Source organism: Tumidithrix helvetica PCC 7403, from assembly GCF_965232925.1.
In the GTDB taxonomy this organism is placed as follows: domain Bacteria; phylum Cyanobacteriota; class Cyanobacteriia; order Pseudanabaenales; family Pseudanabaenaceae; genus Tumidithrix; species Tumidithrix helvetica.
In genome coordinates, this window is the sequence record NZ_CBDDRA010000015.1 from 80,521 (window position 1) to 100,611 (window position 20,091).

Below are 20,091 nucleotides of genomic sequence, written 5' to 3' on the forward strand. Positions count from 1 at the left end.
GAATGAGCGATCTTCCTAATCTCATTAGTGCATCTCTGTTGCGATCGCGCATGAAATCACCTTTCTTTGCCACCCTTGCTCTATTCACCCGATTTCTGTCCAGTCAGCAAACTCCGACCGCCGCCACTGATGGCAAAGATATTTTCTTTAATCCCGACTATTTGCGATCGCTTACTTCCGCCCAACAGGATGGATTGCTAGTCCATGAAGTCCTCCACGCTGCACTACTGCATGTGATCCGTCGTGGTGTCCGCGATCCCAAGTTATGGAATATAGCGGCTGATATTGTCGTAAATGGGATCATCGCACAGCATGGTCAATTTGAATTACCTGCTAATGGTGTACGCGATCGAAAATTAGAAAATCTCAGTGTTGAAGAAATCTATGAGATATTGCTAGAGCAATGTTTAGGAGGGAAATCATCGCAACAATCTCAATCCCAATCTCAATCATCACAAAAATTTAACTTGCCAAATCCTGACTTATTAGACAAACCTCCTGAAGACATCTGTCAAGAAAGGCAAAGGAGTGATTCTGGGCAAAGCGATTCTAAGTCTAAGCAAAGTAATTCTGGTAAAAGTGATTCTGGTCAAGGTAAAGGCAATGGAAGCGCAAATGCGATCAGTCCCACTCCAACTAAAAACACTGAGGCAATGGGGCAAAGTAATTTAGATAGTCTCAGTCAATCCCACAAAGCAAGCTTAGAAAATCATTGGCAAAATGCTTGGCAACAAGCGGCGATCGTGGCACGAACCACTAATCAAGGTAAACTTCCTGCCGATTTAGAAAGATTATTAGGGCAAATCACTCAGCCCAAAATCGATTGGCGCACTTATCTATGGCGATATTTAGTACAAACGCCCACGGATTTCTCTGGATTCGATCGCCGCTTTATTGGGCGAGGGCTTTACTTAGAGAGCTTGATCGGTGAATCGATCAAAGTTTTTATTGCCGTTGATACCAGTGGATCGATTCGCGATCGCCTACTCCAAATATTTCTAAGCGAAGTCAAAGGTATTCTCAGCTCCTATCCTCATCTCGAAGGCGAACTTTATTATGCCGATGCTGAAGTTTATGGGCCTCATGAAGTTAGTGGCGATAGCGAGCTTCCTGTCCCCAAAGGCGGTGGCGGCACTTCCTTTATTCCTTTTTTCAACAAAGTACGCGATCGCTGGGATGGACAGCAGCAAGCAGTTTGCATTTACCTTACCGATGGCTATGGTACTTTCCCGACGACAACACTAGAACTTCCAGTCCTATGGGTAGTTATCGCTGGTGGCTTAGCTCTAGAAAAATTTCCCTTTGGCGAAACTGTCAGACTAGAGACTTCATAAAGCATTACGCTTACAGACTGGAAGTTATGCCCATTCAATCAGCCGACATGCAATCTTCAAATAGGGATTTAGAAGCGATTCGCCTAAATTGACAAACTTATTTGTTATATACCCAATAAGTTGCTAAATACTCCCGAAAAGAAGTTGGGAGTAAAGTTTACAAAAGCGATCGTTGCTTCATTTAACGGGTTATATCTTAACAAACAGCAAAATTGGTTTAAAGATTAAGCCTATACTGACCTTGGCAAGATTGTATGGGGTTAAATGAACCCGCGATCGCCTCTAGAAATCACAAAAAAAAGCAATCAGTTTAAATTTCTATTGAGGTTTTTAGAAAAATACATTTTCTCACTTAGACTCTATAGGTATTCATACTGCTGTTCATCTGGCTATTTGTTAAAACTCTTAACCCTCTGTGATGAATAGCTTTCATGTCTATGACAACCACCCCTCGCAATACTAAAAAACTGTCCAGCGTATTGGTTATGGACTTATGGATTAAGGAGAATTCATGTCAAGCACGATTGAAAAGACAACCGAAACAAGCCTAAATGGCACCCACGCAATGAAAACTTGCCTAAAAGTCGGCATCCCTAAAGAAGTAAGGGCTGGTGAGTGCCGTGTAGCCGCTACACCAGATACAGCGAAACGCCTACAAAAGCTTGGTTTTGAGGTTCTGATTGAGTCAGGGGCTGGTAAGGCTGCAAGCTTTACCGACGATGCATTTAGCCAAGCGGGCTGTCAGATCGTGACCGATGCTGCAACGCTTTGGAGCACATCCGATATTGTGCTAAAGGTTTGCGCTCCCGATATGAATCCCGATCTCGGCAAACATGAGACCGAGTTACTCAGAGAAGGCGGAACGCTAATTAGCTTCCTTTGGCCAGCCCAAAATCCCGATCTGCTGAAACAGCTATCGACTCGCAAAGCTACCGCTCTGGCAATGGACTCAGTTCCACGCATTAGTCGCGCTCAAAAAATGGATGCCCTGAGTTCCATGGCAAACATTGCAGGCTATCGTGCCGTGATTGAAGCTGCGAACAACTTTGGGCGCTTCTTTACGGGGCAGATTACAGCCGCAGGGAAAGTTCCCCCCGCCAAGGTATTGGTCATCGGTGCGGGTGTCGCTGGTCTCGCCGCCATTGGTACTGCGAAGAGTTTAGGTGCGATCGTGCGGGCTTTTGACACGCGCCTTGCCGCTAAAGAGCAAGTAGAAAGTTTAGGGGGAGAGTTTTTAGAACTCAGCTTTAAAGAAGATGGCTCAGGTGAAGGCGGCTATGCCAAAACCATGAGTAAAGAGTTTATTGACGCAGAGATGGCATTGTTTGCCAAGCAAGCCAAGGAAGTCGATATTATTATCACCACGGCTTTAATTCCAGGTAAAAAGGCTCCACTATTGGTGACCCAAGAAGCTGTCGAGAGCATGAAACAAGGCTCGGTGGTTGTAGACATGGCAGCCGAACAAGGCGGCAACTGTGCTGTGACCAAACCTGGTGAGGTTTATCGCTATCAGGGTGTGACGATCGTCGGTCTTACCGATCTGACCAGTCGCATGGCAGCTCAATCTAGCCAACTCTATGGCACCAATCTTTGCCACCTCTTAGATGATATGGGCGGTGCTAGTAACTACAAAATCGACCTAGACAATGAAGTGGTTCGGGGTGCGTTAATTTTGCATAATGGCGAGCTAACTTGGCCGAGACCCCAAGCAACTCCTGCCCCCGCAGCCCCTAAACCCGAAGTAAAGGCTGAGCAAGTGGCTCAACCCACAGAGACCAAAACAGCGACAGCGCCGAAATCAAAAGGTACTTCAGGACTACTTTGGCCAGTGGTGTTAGGAGCCGCGCTTGTCGGCATGGGCATTGGCGCACCTCCCTCATTCTTATCTCACCTTACGGTCTTTGTGTTGGCTTGCTTTGTTGGTTGGCAAATTATTTGGAACGTAAAGCCTGCTTTACATACACCGCTAATGAGTGTCACCAATGCGATTAGCGGCATCATCATTATCGGTGGCATGCTCCAGATCTCTGGGGAACTGACATCACCTACCACAATTCTCGGTGCGATCGCTATTCTCGTGGGAACTATCAATATCTCTGGTGGCTTTTTGGTTACCCAACGCATGCTCAAGATGTTCCAGAAATAAAGCCAAATATTTAAGAAGAAATTAGAAACTATGTCATATAACTTGCTCACCGTTGCATATATTGCCGCGAGTGCTTTATTCATTCTCAGTTTGGGTGGACTGTCCAATCAAGCGACGGCCCGTAAAGGCAACCTGTTTGGCATTATCGGGATGGCGATCGCCATTGTCGCGACAGCTTTAAGTCCAGCCGTCAGTTCCTATGGCACCTTGGCAGCCGTGGTTTTGCCAGGCGTCGCGATCGGTGCGTTGGTGGCAGCGAGAGTCGAGATGACCTCCATGCCCGAACTCGTGGCAATTCTGCATAGTTTTGTTGGAGCTGCTGCAGTTTTAGTCGGACTAGCTAGCTATTTAGAACCCTCTTCTTCCCTGACTGGTGTAGAAGCTACCATCCATCAGATTGAAATTTTCGTAGGCGTATTTATTGGTGCTGTCACCTTCACTGGTTCGATTATTGCCTTTGGCAAACTACGCACGATCATCGGTAGTAAGCCATTGATGCTACCAGGACGGCATTTGCTCAATATCGGGATGCTGGTAGCAACTCTATGGCTGGGCGTTCAGTTTATGGGCGGTGAAGTTCTTACAGGACTGCAATCGCTCCTAATTATGACTGCGATCGCTTCAGTGTTGGGCGTTCACTTGGTTATGGCGATCGGCGGTGCAGATATGCCTGTTGTGATCTCTATGCTCAACAGCTACTCTGGCTGGGCTGCTGCAGCAGCAGGCTTTATGCTTTCCAATGACTTACTGATCATCACGGGTGCGCTGGTGGGAAGTAGTGGGGCAATTCTGAGCTACATCATGTGTAAGGCGATGAACCGATCGTTTATCAGCGTTATTCTTGGTGGATTTGGCACAGGTACGACTAAGGCTTCAGCAGCACAAAGTCCAGTGGGCGATGTGATTTCAACCTCTGTTGCCGAAACCGTCGAGCTACTAAACGAAGCGAAGAGTGTAATTATTGTGCCTGGCTATGGCATGGCAGTGGCTCAGGCGCAGCATCCTGTCTCTGAAATTACGAAGATTCTACGCGATCGCAATATCGAAGTTCGTTTTGGCATCCACCCAGTTGCGGGTCGCTTGCCCGGTCACATGAATGTGCTTTTGGCTGAAGCGAATGTCCCCTATGACATCGTTTTGGAAATGGACGAAATCAACGAAGATTTCCCCAAGACCGATGTAGTTTTGGTGATTGGGGCAAACGATACAGTTAACCCTAGTGCCATGGAAGATCCAGCCAGCCCGATCGCGGGTATGCCCGTTTTAGAAGTCTGGAAGGCAAAGACAGTCGTGGTGATGAAGCGCGGTATGGCAAGTGGTTATGCAGGCGTAGAAAATCCCTTGTTCTACAAAACCAACTCCCAAATGCTCTTCGGCGATGCAAGAAAGAATGTTGACGCAATCTTAGGTCGGCTGTTGCAATCTAACGAAGATGACGAAGCTCAAGCTCCTGAAAAAGTGTTAGCTAAGACTTAAGTTTATAGCAACTGCCTATTTGATTAGGACAAATTGGGCTTTGACTGATACATCGATGGCTTAAGTGGCATGTCCACTGCTATCTTAGCCCTCGCGGGAAAAAAGGAAGGGAAGAATCGTGATTCTTCCCTTCCTTTTTTTTGTGTTTTATCAGCTTTTTGGTATCCTAATACCAATTTCATACCAATTTCTCTTAAATTTTCGACAGATCGAGGTTTGAGTTCCGCGCAGAGCGCGGTCTTTTCAAAAAGATGCGTTGCATCATTTTTTGAAAATGGTATCACTTGAATTTGCAACAGATCGAGGTTTGAGTTCCGCGCGGAGCGCAGTCTTTCAAAAACAATGTGTCGCATTATCTTTTTGAAAATGGTATAAAACCCACATTCCGCTCGTAATGGAAGCCTAAAAATATTTACAACGAGACAATGAGTGTTTCGAGGAAGCAATACGATTAAAGTTGGATCTTGCAAATCCGATGTAAGTTATACTGACAAATTGTTTCAGCGGACGCCCTAGGATTTTAATCGATCTTTCATTTCTTTGGCAGCGAGGGCATAGCCACCATCTGCACCATCAATAAAGTGAACTTGGCGTCCATTTCGTTCAAATACGAGGCAGGTCATCAGCGCGCGATCGCTGACATGATATCCATAGACCAATCTTCCTTCTTTAAATTTTTTATCCAAGTAAGCAATCAGTTTCTTTCTTTGATTTGAATTACCTGAAATTACCATCCGTAAGCCATCATCGAACTTTTTGTAATCCGTTGCTTCAGATACGATCTGTTTATAGGTTCCCCAATCAAAGCCACCAACATTGAGATTGAATTTAACGAAGATAACACCTAATAGATTTTCTAAGCGAATTTTGAGCAAGTAAGTCTGTCTTTGCAACCAGTTCCCAGATTTTGTGAACACTCTCGTTTCAGGCAGGAGCTGCTCATTTTGAAAGGCAAGGTGCAATCCTTTTTGAAACGCAGGATGGAGATCTTGTTCTCTTCCATAGATTTTTTCGATTTGGTCGATCGCTTCTCGATAGATATTATCCGTTTGCGTTTCGCTCGGTGCAGTACCAATTACAATCAGACTGAGAATCTCGCCGTGACGGCTTAAAATGTCTTTCCAACGGCATTCTAATCCCGAAAAGTCAGCTAAAGGAGGACTCCCTTCCCATTTTGGACAATATAAATTTGTGGTTGCGATGTCTTTAACCAACCGTGTTGCGTAGGTAATGCCACCCCCACGTAAAATCGCTTGGTTGTAGTTTTCCGAAATGCGGAGTTTGGCAATTTTAAGCTCATAACCTGCCGCGATCGCATACACAGGAATTATCCCTGCCCGCAACTCCATCTGAAACTCCTGCTGTGCAAGGATTTGTGTTGCCAATAACGCTTTTTCGCAAGCATCTTTTAGCGATGGCGGGATTAGCATTGAAGCCCCATCTCCACCAAACACAAAGGGAATCTCGATGTTTTGAGCAACATTCAAAATCGCAATAATCGAACAAGCACCCAACAAATTGACATTCTTGTATTTGCCTGCCTCGATCGCTTTGGTTGACATGGTAATATCTGTCACGATCGCGTACCAATCATCGGGGACAAAGGCAAAGTTTTTACCGTAGGTAATATCGGTAAACTTCTCTAACATCGGAAGTTCCGCGTAGAAATTTTCTGTACTCATTTTTATTTATGCTCCCATTCCAGAATAATGTTTGAGTCCGCGTCGCCATAGCCAGCGATTGAGCACATAGAAAAGAGCTGTCCAAACACCTATAACAAGTACGCCTTGAATCACGTTAACAGATCTGCCCATCAGCAATGCGGAGGGGAAATAGATCATGTAAGGAAACGGCGTCCATTCCAATATGGCACGCACGTTAGCAGGAAACACATCTAAAGGCGCGATCATACCAGAGAGAAACAAATACAGCAAAAACCAAAACTGTTCGATCGCACTGGCGCGTTCTGTCCAAAAGGCAAATAGGGCAAAGGTGTACTGAGTCAGAAAGCGTAAGCAAAATGCGATCGTAACCACAAAGATAAATGTGAGTACAGTGGTTAAATCGGGAACCCAGAAAGATTGCGGGTAGAGAGCAAAAAACAATCCAATCAGCACGACAATAAACGGGAAACGGGCAAAACGTTCGGCAACATGGCCTGCAAAGTGATGCCAAAACGGATCGAGAGGTTGCAGTAGGCGATTTGAGAGTTGACCCGAAACCACTTCTTTCTCAAAGTCCCAAATTACCCAAACCACATTAAATTGGCGCACGATAAAGGCGGCTAAAAAATAACGGGCAAATTCTATCGAGGTAAAGCCAAAGCCTCCAGTTTGCGATGCCTGTATCCAAGCTCCCATCAGAATAAATGGTAGAGAGTTAGACAATGCCCATAATATAAGCTCGGCTCGATATTCAACCATATGAGCGTAGTAAACAGAAAGCAGCGCTTTCGCAATCCGAAATATATGATTCATGACACGCTACCTGCTCGAAATACACGACCAATCACTTCCTCAATCGGGGGATCTGTAACAGTAAGGTCAAGCACTTCTAGCTCAGCTAAAATACGAGATACTGTCTTAGTAAGTTCCTCCCGTTGCACCAAAAAGCGTACAGATTGCCCATCCACACTCGCTAATTCCCCATAGGTTTGCAACCCAGACAAAAGCGCAGAAGACTGAGCCGCGACAAGTTCAGGAATAGACTGTGCCAACTCAACCCTCACCTCACGGTAGGGGGCAAACTTTTCTAACAATCCCTCTAAGCTGCCATCATAGATCAACCCTCCCTCATAGATTAGCAACACGCGACGGCATAGCGCCGTGATATCTGCCATGTAATGACTGGTAAGAATAATCGTGGCTCCGTACTGCTGGTTATATTGCCGCAAAAAATCGCGCACGGCTACCTGAGCATTGATATCTAAACCCAAGGTGGGTTCATCCATAAACAAGATCTGGGGCTGATGCAGCAGAGCTGCAAGTAATTCAGCTTTCATGCGTTCGCCTAGAGACAGCTTACGCACGGGTTGGCTGAGTTTGTCCTCTAGTTTCAACATCTCGGTAAGTTCTGCCAATCGGTAAGCAAATATTTTGTCAGGAATGCCATACACCGCTGCATTAATTTTGAGCGAGTCTAGTGCTGGCAAATCCCACAAAAGTTGCTGTTTTTGTCCCATCACCAAGGTGATCTTTTGCAAAAACTTGGACTCTCGCCGAAAGGGGATATGGTCTGCAACCCTGACGCGTCCAGCCGATGGATGAATCAGTCCCGTTAGCATTTTTAGGGTTGTGGTTTTTCCTGCGCCATTTGGTCCTAAAAAACCCACAATTTCACCAGGCTCAATTTGAAATGAAACATCCCGCACAGCGGCAATCGTGCGATAGGCGCGTTTCCAAAAGTGCTTGAGCGTACCTGCAAAGCCTGCCTCTTTGACCGCGATCGGATAGAGCTTACTTAAACCTTCTACCGTAATAATTGCCATTGCTTAACGCTACCTGATTTCTTTTGTTGACTCGGTGTGCTAAAAGCACAGTTGTAATTGGGGTGCTCCTATTGTGCCATTCCCCCTGCTTACACAAATGAGCGGCAAAATTTAATACCATTTTCAAAAGGTGATGCAACGCATCTTTTTGAAAAGACCGCGCTCCGCGCGGAACACAAAACCCGATCTGTCGCAATTTCAAGAGAAATTGGTATAAGCAGGCAGTAAATCGGAATCGGTCAAAGGTTAGAACAAAGGTGGAACATATATTTGACGGTCAACACATGATGGGAGGCGCTAAATTGGTTTGGTCAGAGCAAAGGCCCAGATAGGGTTACAGAATTTGGTTTACAACATGAGTCGATTCATATGTTGGGAAACAAAACTTGCTTTAGTGTAATCTTGAGGAATCGTGTGACTACGGGTGAATAATTGCCACATAAAATCAGGAAAATAGGTTACTGAATCAGCATTTTTCTGCTATTTTCAGTTTTAGTTTTTTGCTAATTTTTAGAGGTGCCCTTAAGAAATTCGATGGAAACAGAATTTGACCCCCTAGAAACTGAGCACATCGATCTTGATTTGGATGACTGTCTTTCTGAAATTAAGTTAGCGGCAGATAAGTTTGAGCTTTGGTTTCAGCCAGTGTATGAAATTGTCTCAGGGACAGTTTTGCACAATGAGGTTCTGGTACGATGGCGGGATAATGAGGGAAGGTTGCGATCGCCTCGCGATCTATTTGAGGTTTTACAAAACACGCACCTAATTTGGCAACTCGATCGGATTGTGGCAGAAAAAAGCATCGAAATCCTTGCTCAAAATTCTAAAATTAGCCTTTCGATCAATCTTTCAGAGGAAATACTCGAAGATCGTGATTTTTTATCTCAACTCCAAAACTGGCTGGCACATTATCGCGTTAGCCCCAAGCGTTTGATGTTTGAACTGGATGAAGCCGTTGTCATCCAAACCTCCTTAAAATCTCAGGAATTGATGAAAGCTTTCCAACAAATTGGATGTGGTGTCGTATTGGATCGCTTTACGGGGAGTCACTTCTCACTTCAGCAATGGCAATCTTTACCCATTGATACGATTAAGCTCGATCGCAACATGATTGCCGATCCCCAATCTTCCGAACAAAAACAACTGGCAAAAGCGATCGCCCATATCAGTCCCATTTTCCACAAGCGTTGTATCGCCACAGGCATTGATAACAAAAAGCTCCTAAAATTTGCTTATGATATTGGCGTGCAGGGTGTTCAAGGTTATCTTTTAGACAGACCCGATGAAAAGCCAAAAACCTTTATCTCTGCTGGGGTGTTGGTTGTTAGAATTATCACCGTTTTAATTATGATCTATATTATCAAGACTTTAGCTGGCATCGATCTATTTCCCGAACGTCACTCATGGGAAGTGATTAGTGATTTCTTTCAGTCATTATTTGAGGGAACAAAACAGTAGCGATCTCGGTATTTAGAAGCTCGAACAAAATTAGCTCGAAATTATGTTTCGTCGTTATGCGATAGCTTATTTTTCTGACGATCCAACCATTCCTGTATAACATCAATAATCCAATCAACCTCTGTTTCTCTAATTCCTGTAGGCGCTAATAAATAGCTCTGGTTATTTGCCCAAAGCTTCACATTTACCTTGACTGAGTTATCCTCAGTTTTCTCACTAGCAAGCCAAAGTATATGCTCCAACAGATCGCTCTTTCGTTTTTCCATCATTCGCCAGACAGGTTCAACATACAACTCGCTCGTTGGTAAATTTACTTGCCAGTAGACTTTCCCAAACAAAGAACTTTTTAAACTACTCTCAAATTGCTCAATTGTAAGTTGAGAAACTGTTAGACCTTTGACTGTAAGGAAAACGGCATATATCAAAATCAGAGCAACAACTCCAGTTAGCGTCCAGAGAGAAAAGCTTGTGAAATATATCCTCTTTAAAATTTCAGTAATTGGCAATATGGATGTAACAATGCTCCCGATCAAAATCAATAAACCCCAACTGCAGACCACAAGCCAAGGATCGCTAGGGAAAGTAATTCTGTGCAATGAAGAAGACTCCTCGACTTGAATTTTGGAGTCGCTTGGGGGACTTGCCCTACGGCGGCGATGGGTTGGTGGTGGTGGTGGATCTTCCCTTACTCGAATGGGCTGTTTGTAAATGGAAGTTTCCACTGTGGATGTTATTGGATGCTCTTGGAGAGCTTTAGGCTTCTCTTGGAGGGCTTTTAGGGCTAACCGCGCCGATGGATAACGCCGCTTTACTGTCGGTTCGACCAAACACTGAATCCATTGAGCCAGTTGTTCGCTTGTACCCGTGCGATCGCGAAATAAAATTCGAGCTTCATCATCCTGTGGCAAATCCGCAGGCGAGATGCCCGTCAGTAAATGAATCAGCGTAGCGCCTAAGCCATAAAGATCTGAAGCGGGAACAGCCCTTCCTCCATATTGTTCCATAGGAGTATAGCCATAGGTTCCAACTACGGTAAACGATCTGCCTTCGGCAGTTGCTTTATCCTGTGCTGCCCCAAAATCAACCAGATAGATATGGCGATCTTCAGTCAATATCAAGTTACTGGGTTTAAGATCGCGATGGAGGACAGGCGGATTGAGTTCGTGGAGGTAGATGAGAATCTCCAGAATTTCTGTAGCAATTTGCCGTATTTGCGCTTCTGTAAACTTTTGTCCATTGGCAATACATTCGCGGAGAGAATTTCCTGCCAGATACTCCTGCACCAGTCCAAACCAAAGTTCGCGATCGTCTAACGAAAAGTAATCGCGGTATTTAGGAATGCGTGGATGGTTGACTTGCTTTAGAACCTGCGCCTCGCGCTCAAACAACTTCAGGCTTTCCCACTGCACATCTCCACCCAAAGTAAGCAGTTTTACAACCACCAATTCGCCTGCTGCTGCAAGGTCTTTAGCCAGCCATGTCTGCCTCCCAATATTTTGCCCTAATAGGTTTTGTAGTTGATAGCGTTCCTTAATAATTTCTTGGGCTTGGGGCATGGCTTTCTTTAAAACTAAGAATTAGATCTAGGAATTTCTGAATACCATTCGGAATTTAGAGTATCTCTTGAAATTAACATAAATATGTTCAAAAATGCTCTACTGCCCAATCAAGCCTGAGCCAATCCCCAATCAGTCGGTAATGAATTGGGAGAATCCACGAGAATTAATGCTGGGATTTTCTGTATTGCTCCACAAACACCCATGTCTGTAAAACTTCGGCGACAGTCCAGGCTTGGGCGATACAACCGCGCGATCGCATGGGAGCATCGCCATCAAAGATTTCACTGAGGCTACCTATACCCCCTGCTTTGAGATGATGGGACATCGGTTGCAGCAAGGCATGGGCTTGCGTAGGATTTTGATAGACCTGTAAATGAGCGCGGACAAACGCTCCCAGCAGCCACCCCCAGACTGTGCCCTGATGATAGGAACCATCGCGTTGATAGGCATCGCCACCATATAGCCCTCGGTAGTTGGGATGGTCGGGAGGTAAGGAACGCAAACCGTAGGATGTCAGTAGCGATCGCGCACAGGCATCAATCACACTTCGTTGCTGCATAGGAGTCAGTAGAGGTTTCATGCTTCCCTCTCCTTGCAGGAGAGGGGTAGGGGGAGAGGTCATAGGAAGAGAAATCGCAAAGATTTGATTGGGGCGCAGCGTGGCATCATCTCCATCTGGACTATCCAAGACATCAAAGCAATAGCCTGTAGAAGGATTCCAGAACCGTTGAAATCCAATTCTCGCCTGCTCTGCAAGGTTGTCATACCGTTCGTGAGGTTTTCCCAATCGCTGGGCGATCGCTGCCATCACCGCGAGCGCATGATACCAAAGGGCATTGATTTCCACGGGTTTACCGATGCGTGGCGTAACCACCCAATCGCCTACCTTGGCATCCATCCAAGTCAGTTGTACGCCTGCTTCCCCTGCATAGAGCAAGCCATCGCGATCGAGGTGGATATGGTAGCGCGTACCGCGACAGTGCCAGTCTATGACTTCTTCCAAGGCAGGAAAGAGTTGGCGGAGTAGTTCGTCATCCCTAGCAACTGCATCGTAAGCGCGGATCGCCTCAAAATACCAGAGCGTTGCATCTACAGTATTGTATTCTGGCATCTCTCCCGCATCGGGAAATCGATTGGGAAGCATCCCTCGATCGAGATATTGGGCAAAGGTGAGCAAGATGGAACGGGCAATTTCTGGCTGTCCCGTCGCTAGGGTCAGCCCTGGCAGGCTAATCATCGTATCGCGTCCCCAGTCAGAGAACCAGTGATAGCCTGCAATAATCGTTTTGCCATCGGGGCGATTGGGTAAGGGGCGATCGACTACAAACTGGTCTGCTGCCAAAACCAAATGTTCGATCCAATCAGGTGCTGACTTTGTATCGATCTTCAAATAATCAGCAGAATTCCAAATATTGACAAGCTGAGTTTCGCGATCGCGTTGTGCTTGCAAAGCAGTTCGTCCATCAAGGGAAGGATTGGATTCTGTGCTGGCAACTATCGTCAAGGATTCGCCCCGATCCAGTGTGGCTGTGAAGGTAGCAGCATGGAGGTGATCTTCGCGATCGCTGAGCCCACGATAGCGTTCCACAGCTAGATCGAATCCCTCGTACCAATCATGATGGGTGGTAAGCTCTCCGCAATCGCTGAATAGATAGAATGGCGTTGCGGATGGGAAAGACGCAATCCTTACTCCTTGAGCGATCGAATCTACCTGCATCTGCCAGTTCTTTCCTATCGTGTTGCCATGGTAATCGCGATAGTTGACCAATGCTTTAATCGATAGTGCGATCGGACTACTACCGCGCTCTAGGGAATATTGAATATAGGTGGTATTTTTACCATGCTGCATCCAGACGCGCTTTTCTAACAGAGCATCGCTACAGGCAAATCTCCAGACTGGTATCGTTCCCTCTAGGGTGAAACTCTCAAGATTTAGATAACCCGATGGATTCACAACGTTGCCTGTCCAGTGATTAGTATAAAGCGGATAGAGCTGTTGTCCGTATTGAACCGTTTCGTCTAGTTTAGACAGCAGCAACGATCGCTCTAAGGGAGGTTTGAGCGCTGCTACCAGCAAACCATGATAGCGACGGGTAAGCGCTCCTGATACTGTGCCTGAGGCATAACCACCAATGCCGTTGGTAACCAACCATTCGTATCGATCGGCTACATTTAGCTCGCCACAGATTTCTCTACCAAAATCTATATTCATCATGTTTATATCAAATCTTCCCCTAGACTAGCGGTATTCATTAAACGTCAACTGTAGGAGTCCTGAAAGGTTGCTAAAACATTGCTTAATGGACAGCGTGGAAATCTTCAGCAAAATTAAGGCATTTGGGGAATAGGAAGCAAGCTCAGTTCAGTCAAAATCTGCTTGGCGATCTTGATACGGGCTTTGGCATCATCAGGTTTCTGAATGTCGATGTTAATTGCAAAGAAAAAGGCGCGATCGCCGCGTTCCAGATAGCCCACGAACCAACCAAGATTAGGGCTTGTAGAACTCGCCCAACCTGTTTTCCCCCTTAGAATATACTCGCTGGTTTGTTCCCGAATCATGATATCTTTCACGATCGCCAGCGATCGGTTTGAGAATGGCAGCTTATTTTGATAGAACTTCACCAAAAAATCAATTTGTTCCTTGGGACTAATGCGGATCTTCCCATCCAGCCAAAAGCGATCGATGCCACCCCCAATATCCCGATTGCCATAATCTACAAGGTTGATATATCGTTGCATTCGTGCCAGCCCAATCCGCCTTGCCAGTTCTTGATAAAACCACACGGTTGAATATTCGATCGCCGATCGCAGGGTTTGATCTTGATTCCATTCTGGGATGTCTCGCTTAGTACCATCCCATTTAATGACAACATTTTCATCGGCGATCGCACCCGTTTCTAAGGCAACCAAGGAGTTGAAAATTTTAAATGTAGAAGCAGGCAAAAACCTCGTTTTGGCTCGTTTGGCATTGTAAACCAAATATCGATCTTGCTTGAGGTCATACAACAGAAAGGTTCCTTTGACGCCAGCCTGTTGAAAGTATTTGCCAAAGTCAGTGCGTTCTTGCCAGTTCTTGGGTATAGGTTCTGTAGATATTTGGGGCAATGTCACAGCATTCTCAGGGGATTTAGATTCTGGTTGAGGTGCTGCCCATGCCAGTCCCTGTGAAATTCCACTCAAACAGAGGATGCTTAATAGGAGCAGATATTTACTTTGCGGCGTCATGGGAGTTCTCTTGCTTTTCAGGATTTCTTATCAATTGAGATTAAAGATCCTATCAAGATTCGAGACTCATGTTGAGATTAACCGCGAAAATGCTGTCCAGATTGAGCTGGATACTCACATGAATATCCTCTTGCATTTTTGCGACAGATCGATTTTTGGGTTCCGTGCAGAGCGCAGTCTTTTAAAAAGATGCGTTGTCTCATTTTTTGAAAATGGAATTACGCCCCAAATATAGCTTTTGGGTATTTATTTCGTTAGCCCTATTTTGTCTTGGTTTTTTGTTTTTTATAGCAATCAAGTGTAGCAATCAGGCATGATTCAAAAGACTTCAGGCAGCTCGATTTGAGGATCCCTCACAACATTGGGCTCTAGATCGGCTTTAATAGTAGCAGCAGAAAATTTAGTAAATCTCATGGATAATACCCTCGACACGCAACTAGAGCCAGAGACTGTTGACACGCAAACTGCGACTTTGGGCATCCCATCACTAGATCTTCAAACGCTCGATACGCAGGCTTTACGTCGATCGCTGCATAAGTCACCCAACTATCACCGTCACGGCTTTGGGCATGGTGAAGAAGCCGAAACCACGATGAAAAGTGAATATCACAGTGACTTAATCCAAACCATTCGCGATCGCGACTATGTCTACACGCAGGGGGATGTCACGATTCACTTGGCAAAGTCTTTTGGTTTTTGTTGGGGCGTAGAGCGGGCGGTAGCGATGGCATACGAAACGCGCCAGCAGTTCCCCACCGAGCGAGTCTGGATTACCAATGAAATTATTCACAATCCCTTGGTCAACGCTCGGCTCAAGGAGATGAATGTGGAATTCATTCAAACCGATGCCCAGGGTGGCAAAGACTTTTCAGGCGTGGCGCAGGGTGATGTCGTGATTTTGCCAGCCTTTGGCGCTAGCGTACAAGAAACGCAGTTTTTGAATCGTGTCGGTTGTACGATTGTCGATACCACTTGTCCTTGGGTGTCTAAAGTCTGGAATCGTGTCGAGAAGCATAAAAAAGCAGATTTCACTTCGATCGTGCATGGCAAGTACAACCACGAAGAGACGATCGCGACGATTTCCTATGCCAAGCGCTATCTGGTCGTGCTCAATCTTAAAGAAGCCGAATATGTATCGAACTATATTCTCAAGGGCGGGGATAAGGACGAATTTCTCGCTAAATTCTCGAAAGCAATTTCCGAGGGCTTTGACCCCGATCGCGACTTACAAAGGGTAGGGGTTGCCAACCAAACCACCATGCTCAAAGGCGAAACCGAAGCGATCGGCAAGCTGTTTGAACGCACGATGATGCAACGGTATGGCGTGGAATCTTTAAACGAGCACTTCCTTTCGTTTAATACGATCTGCGATGCCACTCAAGAGCGTCAAGATGCCATGATCGAGATCGTCGAAGAACCTCTAGATCTGATGATCGTGATTGGTGGCTATAACTCCTCAAACACGACGCACCTACAGGAAATGGCGATCGAACGGGGCTTGATTTCCTATCACATCGATAGCAGCGATCGGATTATTTCGGCCGCAGCGATCGAACATAAGCCTTTGGGCAAGCCCTTAGAAATTGCCTCGGACTGGTTGCCCGCAGGCAAATTGCGTATAGGCATTACCTCTGGGGCTTCTACGCCCGATCGCGTCGTTGAGGATACGATCGAAAAGATCTTTGCACTCAAATCCGCTTAGATCGTGACAGGATTATTTGCTACGACCCTTGCGCTCAGTGCCTTTTTACTGTTCTGGGTGCAGTTAATGTCTGCAAAGCTGATCTTGCCCCTGTTGGGCGGTACGCCTGCGGTTTGGAATACTTGCCTTGTTTTTTTTCAGGCAGTTTTACTGTTGGGCTACAGCTACGCGCATTGGGCATCTCGGCTGAAGCTTACATATCAAGTTGGATTGCAGATTGGCTTCATGCTTGTCGCGATCGCTTTTCTGCCAATTCAGATCGCCAGCCAGGATCTGCCGCCCACCAATGCCAATCCGAGTTTCTGGCTATTGGGCTTGCTCTGCCGTACCGTCGGACTACCCTTTTTTTGCGTGTCCACGTTAGCCCCATTGATTCAGCAGTGGTTCCATCTGAGATCCAAACAGGAGCGAGCAAATCCCTACAAGTTTTATGCGGCTAGTAATGGTGGTAGCTTACTTGCTCTGATCGCCTACCCGACGGCGATTGAATCTCAGTTACGGCTCAGCGATCAGACCTGGTTATGGACTGGAGGCTATCTTGGCTTAATTTGTCTAGTATGTGCAAGTGGATTTGCCAGCATTCGGGTCGGTAGTAAAAACGCTAACCAAATTTCTGGTCTTGAGAATTTGCCTTTACTTCCAGACCTTCCATCTTCGGAATTACCTTCACAAGATTATCTAGAATCAGAGCGAATTCCAAATTCTCCACCCAAACCTCCTACGGGCAAGCAAAAATGGCGATGGATCGTACTGGCAGCTCTTCCCTCTAGTCTATTGATGGGCGTAACCACCCATGTCACCACCGATATCACACCGATTCCATTACTATGGGCAATTCCCCTAGGGATTTATCTATTCACCTTTGTGTTAGTATTCGCTCCCAAACCAGTACTGTTGAATCCAGCGATCGCTACGTTCGTTCCTACCTGTGTGGGTCTCACGTTACTGAGCAGCCACATTACGGGAATTTCTATCTTCCTTCAGTTGCCGCTGCATTTGATTGCGGTAGCACTCTTGATGTGGGGCTGTCATAGCGAATTAGCAAAGGCTAAACCCGATCCGCAATATCTAACGAGTTTTTACCTGTATTTAGCACTCGGTGGCGTGTTGGGTGGTCTCTTTAATAGTCTTTTAGCACCGATCGCCTTCAGTTGGCTATTGGAGTACCCACTAGTTTTGGTGCTGACCGTATTCTTTTTGAAGTTCCCTCAAACGCGAATTCTGCGCAACCTCTATATGCTGCAATTAGGCATTATGCTCTCGATCGCAGTTGTCGGTCTCAATACTCCACGCGTCACAGGACATTTACTCGCTCAAGAACGTAGTTTTTTTGGCGTGTATCGCGTTAGCAAAGTCAAGGTGGAGTCTCAAGAGCAAATTGTGTTCTCTCACGGCACGACCATTCACGGGAGACAGAGCACCAATCCTCAGCAAAAGATGGAACCTTTAAGTTATTTCTCCCATTCTTCGGGAATTGGTCAATTATTTGCGGCAATCTCCTCTAAACCATCCCTGCGTGTCGGGGCTGTCGGTTTGGGTGTAGGAACGATCGCTGCCTATGGTAAAGCCGATCAAGACTGGACGTTCTATGAAATCGATCCCCTGGTGGAAGCGATCGCGCGAAAATATTTTAGCTACCTTTCGGACTCACCAGCCAAGATTAAGGTTGCGATCGGCGATGGTCGCCTCACCTTAGCCAAAGCTGACCAATTCTACGATCTAATCGTGTTAGATGTGTTTAGCTCCGATGCGATTCCCGTTCATTTACTTACTCGCGAAGCTTTTGCAACCTATCTTTCCAAACTCGCCCCTGATGGTGCGATCGCATTTCACATCACCAATCGCTATTTAGACCTTGCCCCTGTACTTGGGAAGCTAGCAGAAAATTCGAGTTTAATCGCACTCAAATATCGCAACAATATGTCTCTCTTGCAACCTAAACTCAGTGATTATCCATCAACTTCTATTGGGAATTCTCCTTCAACTTGGGTGGTTTTAGCACGTAACCCCAGTTCCATTCAGAGTCTCATTGCAGATAGTCGTTGGACTAAAATCGAAGCCCCAAATCAAGCTTTATGGACGGATGATTATTCCAATCTCTTTAGTGTCATGTCAGTTCGCAAATGATAGGATAATGCCTTAGAATTAAGGTATGAGAGTACCCCTTTAAATCCCAAATTGCCCCTACACTAACAATGTAATTGAAGACATATTCATCTGAATACGAGATCGTTAGAAAATATCAGTAGCCTACGATGCAGTATGACTCAAGTCAAATTAAATTTAAAAATATTCCTAGACTTGACAATCTAGTGAATAGAAATTGTTGCCGCACATATCTCTATTTTTTTAGCGATAGATTACCTCAACAGAATGATATTGACCAAATAGCCAGTAGTCTAGCAGCTTGTCGAAGAGAAGATTTTGCCACTAGAATAAAGGTAATAGCAAGGTAGCATGTGATGATACGAAAATTCAAAACAGCAGAATATGATGCGATTCTCTTTGTGTGACTTGACTAAATCCACTGGAGAATGGAACCTTTTTTGTTTAGCTTTCAATTTCAGACGCTTACACCAACTCATGTTGAAAAAAGTTGTTTCTCCGAAAGGCTACTAGAGTGATTGTATTTGTAGATATAGCGCTTACCCAAATGTTCTGAAAGCATGCTAATTTTAGTCTGAACTATACAAAACCTGTAGTAAGGACTCTCGATATGAGTGAAGCGATCGCAGTCAGCGCCAAAATTGGTATCATCGGTGGAAGCGGACTCTATAAAATGTCTGCCCTCACCGAGGTTCAAGAAATTCAGATTGATACCCCCTTTGGTAGCCCTTCTGATGCCTTGATCTATGGCAAGCTTTCTGGTACGCCTGTGGTATTTCTGGCTCGACATGGGCGATCGCATCATCTCTTGCCCACCGAAGTTCCCTATCGCGCCAATATCTATGCCATGAAGAGTTTAGGCGTAGAATACATCATCTCAGCATCAGCGGTCGGCTCGTTGCGAGCCGAGGCAAAGCCTGTCGATATGGTGGTTCCCGATCAGTTCATCGATCGCACCCGTTTGAGAACTTCGACATTTTTTGGTAATGGAGTAGTAGCCCATATTGCCTTTGCCGATCCGATTTGCCATGCCCTTGCAGATATTCTTGCCACTACAGCGGAGAGTCTCGAGCTGGGCGAAACCCAAATCCATCGAGGCGGAACCTATGTCTGTATGGAAGGTCCTGCATTTTCTACCAAAGCCGAATCCTTTCTCTATCGCAGTTGGGGCGCAAAAGTAATTGGCATGACCAATCTCACCGAGGCAAAATTAGCCAGAGAAGCTGAAATTGCCTATGCAACCTTGGCTCTGGTCACAGACTATGACTGCTGGCACGAAGATCATGACAGCGTTACCGTGAGCATGATTCTTGAGAATCTGCATAAAAATGCCACAAATGCCCAAACCGTAATTCAGGCAGTGGTTGAGAAACTTGCAACCAATCCACCTAAATCAGAAGCCCACACGGCTTTACAGTATGCGATTTTGACCGATCTCAGCAAGGTTCCATCTGACGCGATCGCTCGGCTAGGCATCATTATTTCCAAATACCTCAAGTAGTAGAATAACGTCAGTTTGGGATAAGAGAACCTAAAGCGCTATACATCACAAGGATCTCCCCCAGCCCCCTTGAAAAAAGGGGGAGAATTCACTTGTC

Annotated in this window: 13 protein-coding genes; 7 read left to right on the forward strand and 6 right to left on the reverse strand. The window is 45.7% G+C overall.

Features of this window, described 5'->3' with window-relative positions:
- The first annotated feature begins 2 nt into the window (after nt 1–2).
- From ACP2WE_RS14940 to pntB, 3 genes are all read left to right on the forward strand, one after another.
- Nucleotides 3–1,334: a vWA domain-containing protein gene (locus tag ACP2WE_RS14940; RefSeq protein WP_425216341.1), complete on the forward strand. Its 1,332-nt coding sequence runs from the start codon at nt 3–5 to the stop codon at nt 1,332–1,334.
- A gap of 565 nt (nt 1,335–1,899) precedes the next feature.
- Nucleotides 1,900–3,480 (forward strand): Re/Si-specific NAD(P)(+) transhydrogenase subunit alpha, encoded by a 1,581-nt coding sequence (gene pntA, locus ACP2WE_RS14945; RefSeq protein ID WP_425216388.1) that lies wholly within the window; start codon nt 1,900–1,902, stop codon nt 3,478–3,480.
- 30 nt (nt 3,481–3,510) lie between these two features.
- A complete protein-coding gene (gene pntB, locus ACP2WE_RS14950; RefSeq protein WP_425216342.1) occupies nt 3,511–4,956 on the forward strand; it encodes a Re/Si-specific NAD(P)(+) transhydrogenase subunit beta in 1,446 nt (481 codons plus the stop codon).
- Nucleotides 4,957–5,468: 512 nt separating this feature from the next.
- Here the strand turns inward: pntB and ACP2WE_RS14955 are convergent.
- Genes ACP2WE_RS14955 through ACP2WE_RS14965 form a run of 3 tightly spaced genes read right to left on the reverse strand, consistent with a single transcriptional unit; the run spans nt 5,469 to nt 8,443 of the window.
- A complete protein-coding gene (locus tag ACP2WE_RS14955; protein WP_425216343.1) occupies nt 5,469–6,638 on the reverse strand; it encodes a DUF3095 domain-containing protein in 1,170 nt (389 codons plus the stop codon).
- Nucleotides 6,639–6,644: 6 nt separating this feature from the next.
- On the reverse strand, nt 6,645–7,433 hold the full coding sequence (locus ACP2WE_RS14960) for an ABC transporter permease (RefSeq protein WP_425216344.1): 789 nt from the start codon (nt 7,431–7,433) through the stop codon (nt 6,645–6,647).
- Nucleotides 7,430–8,443 carry an ABC transporter ATP-binding protein gene (locus ACP2WE_RS14965; RefSeq protein ID WP_425216345.1) on the reverse strand — a complete coding sequence of 338 codons (1,014 nt, stop codon included), beginning with the start codon at nt 8,441–8,443 and terminating at the stop codon, nt 7,430–7,432. The genes ACP2WE_RS14960 and ACP2WE_RS14965 overlap by 4 nt, the downstream gene beginning before the upstream one ends.
- A gap of 534 nt (nt 8,444–8,977) precedes the next feature.
- Between ACP2WE_RS14965 and ACP2WE_RS14970 the strand changes: the two genes are divergently transcribed.
- Nucleotides 8,978–9,901 carry an EAL domain-containing protein gene (locus ACP2WE_RS14970; RefSeq protein WP_425216346.1) on the forward strand — a complete coding sequence of 308 codons (924 nt, stop codon included), beginning with the start codon at nt 8,978–8,980 and terminating at the stop codon, nt 9,899–9,901.
- Nucleotides 9,902–9,942: 41 nt separating this feature from the next.
- Here ACP2WE_RS14970 and ACP2WE_RS14975 read toward each other — a convergent pair whose 3' ends face one another.
- The 3 genes from ACP2WE_RS14975 to blaOXA all read right to left on the reverse strand — a co-directional run bounded on the left by ACP2WE_RS14975 (nt 9,943) and on the right by blaOXA (nt 14,685).
- Entirely contained in the window at nt 9,943–11,457 is a 1,515-nt protein-coding gene (locus ACP2WE_RS14975; protein ID WP_425216347.1) for a serine/threonine protein kinase, read from the reverse strand.
- 166 nt (nt 11,458–11,623) lie between these two features.
- Nucleotides 11,624–13,672, reverse strand: a complete 2,049-nt coding sequence (locus tag ACP2WE_RS14980; protein ID WP_425216389.1) for an amylo-alpha-1,6-glucosidase — start codon at nt 13,670–13,672, stop codon at nt 11,624–11,626.
- 116 nt (nt 13,673–13,788) lie between these two features.
- Nucleotides 13,789–14,685: a class D beta-lactamase gene (gene blaOXA, locus ACP2WE_RS14985; RefSeq protein ID WP_425216348.1), complete on the reverse strand. Its 897-nt coding sequence runs from the start codon at nt 14,683–14,685 to the stop codon at nt 13,789–13,791.
- A 412-nt stretch (nt 14,686–15,097) separates the two neighbouring features.
- On the opposite strand from blaOXA, the gene ACP2WE_RS14990 reads away from it, so the two are divergent.
- The 3 genes from ACP2WE_RS14990 to ACP2WE_RS15000 all read left to right on the forward strand — a co-directional run bounded on the left by ACP2WE_RS14990 (nt 15,098) and on the right by ACP2WE_RS15000 (nt 19,994).
- A complete protein-coding gene (locus tag ACP2WE_RS14990) occupies nt 15,098–16,387 on the forward strand; it encodes a 4-hydroxy-3-methylbut-2-enyl diphosphate reductase (RefSeq protein WP_425216349.1) in 1,290 nt (429 codons plus the stop codon).
- A 3-nt stretch (nt 16,388–16,390) separates the two neighbouring features.
- Nucleotides 16,391–18,514 carry a spermidine synthase gene (locus tag ACP2WE_RS14995; RefSeq protein WP_425216350.1) on the forward strand — a complete coding sequence of 708 codons (2,124 nt, stop codon included), beginning with the start codon at nt 16,391–16,393 and terminating at the stop codon, nt 18,512–18,514.
- Between the two features lie 589 nt (nt 18,515–19,103).
- A complete protein-coding gene (locus ACP2WE_RS15000; protein WP_425216351.1) occupies nt 19,104–19,994 on the forward strand; it encodes an S-methyl-5'-thioadenosine phosphorylase in 891 nt (296 codons plus the stop codon).
- Nucleotides 19,995–20,091 lie beyond the last annotated feature (97 nt).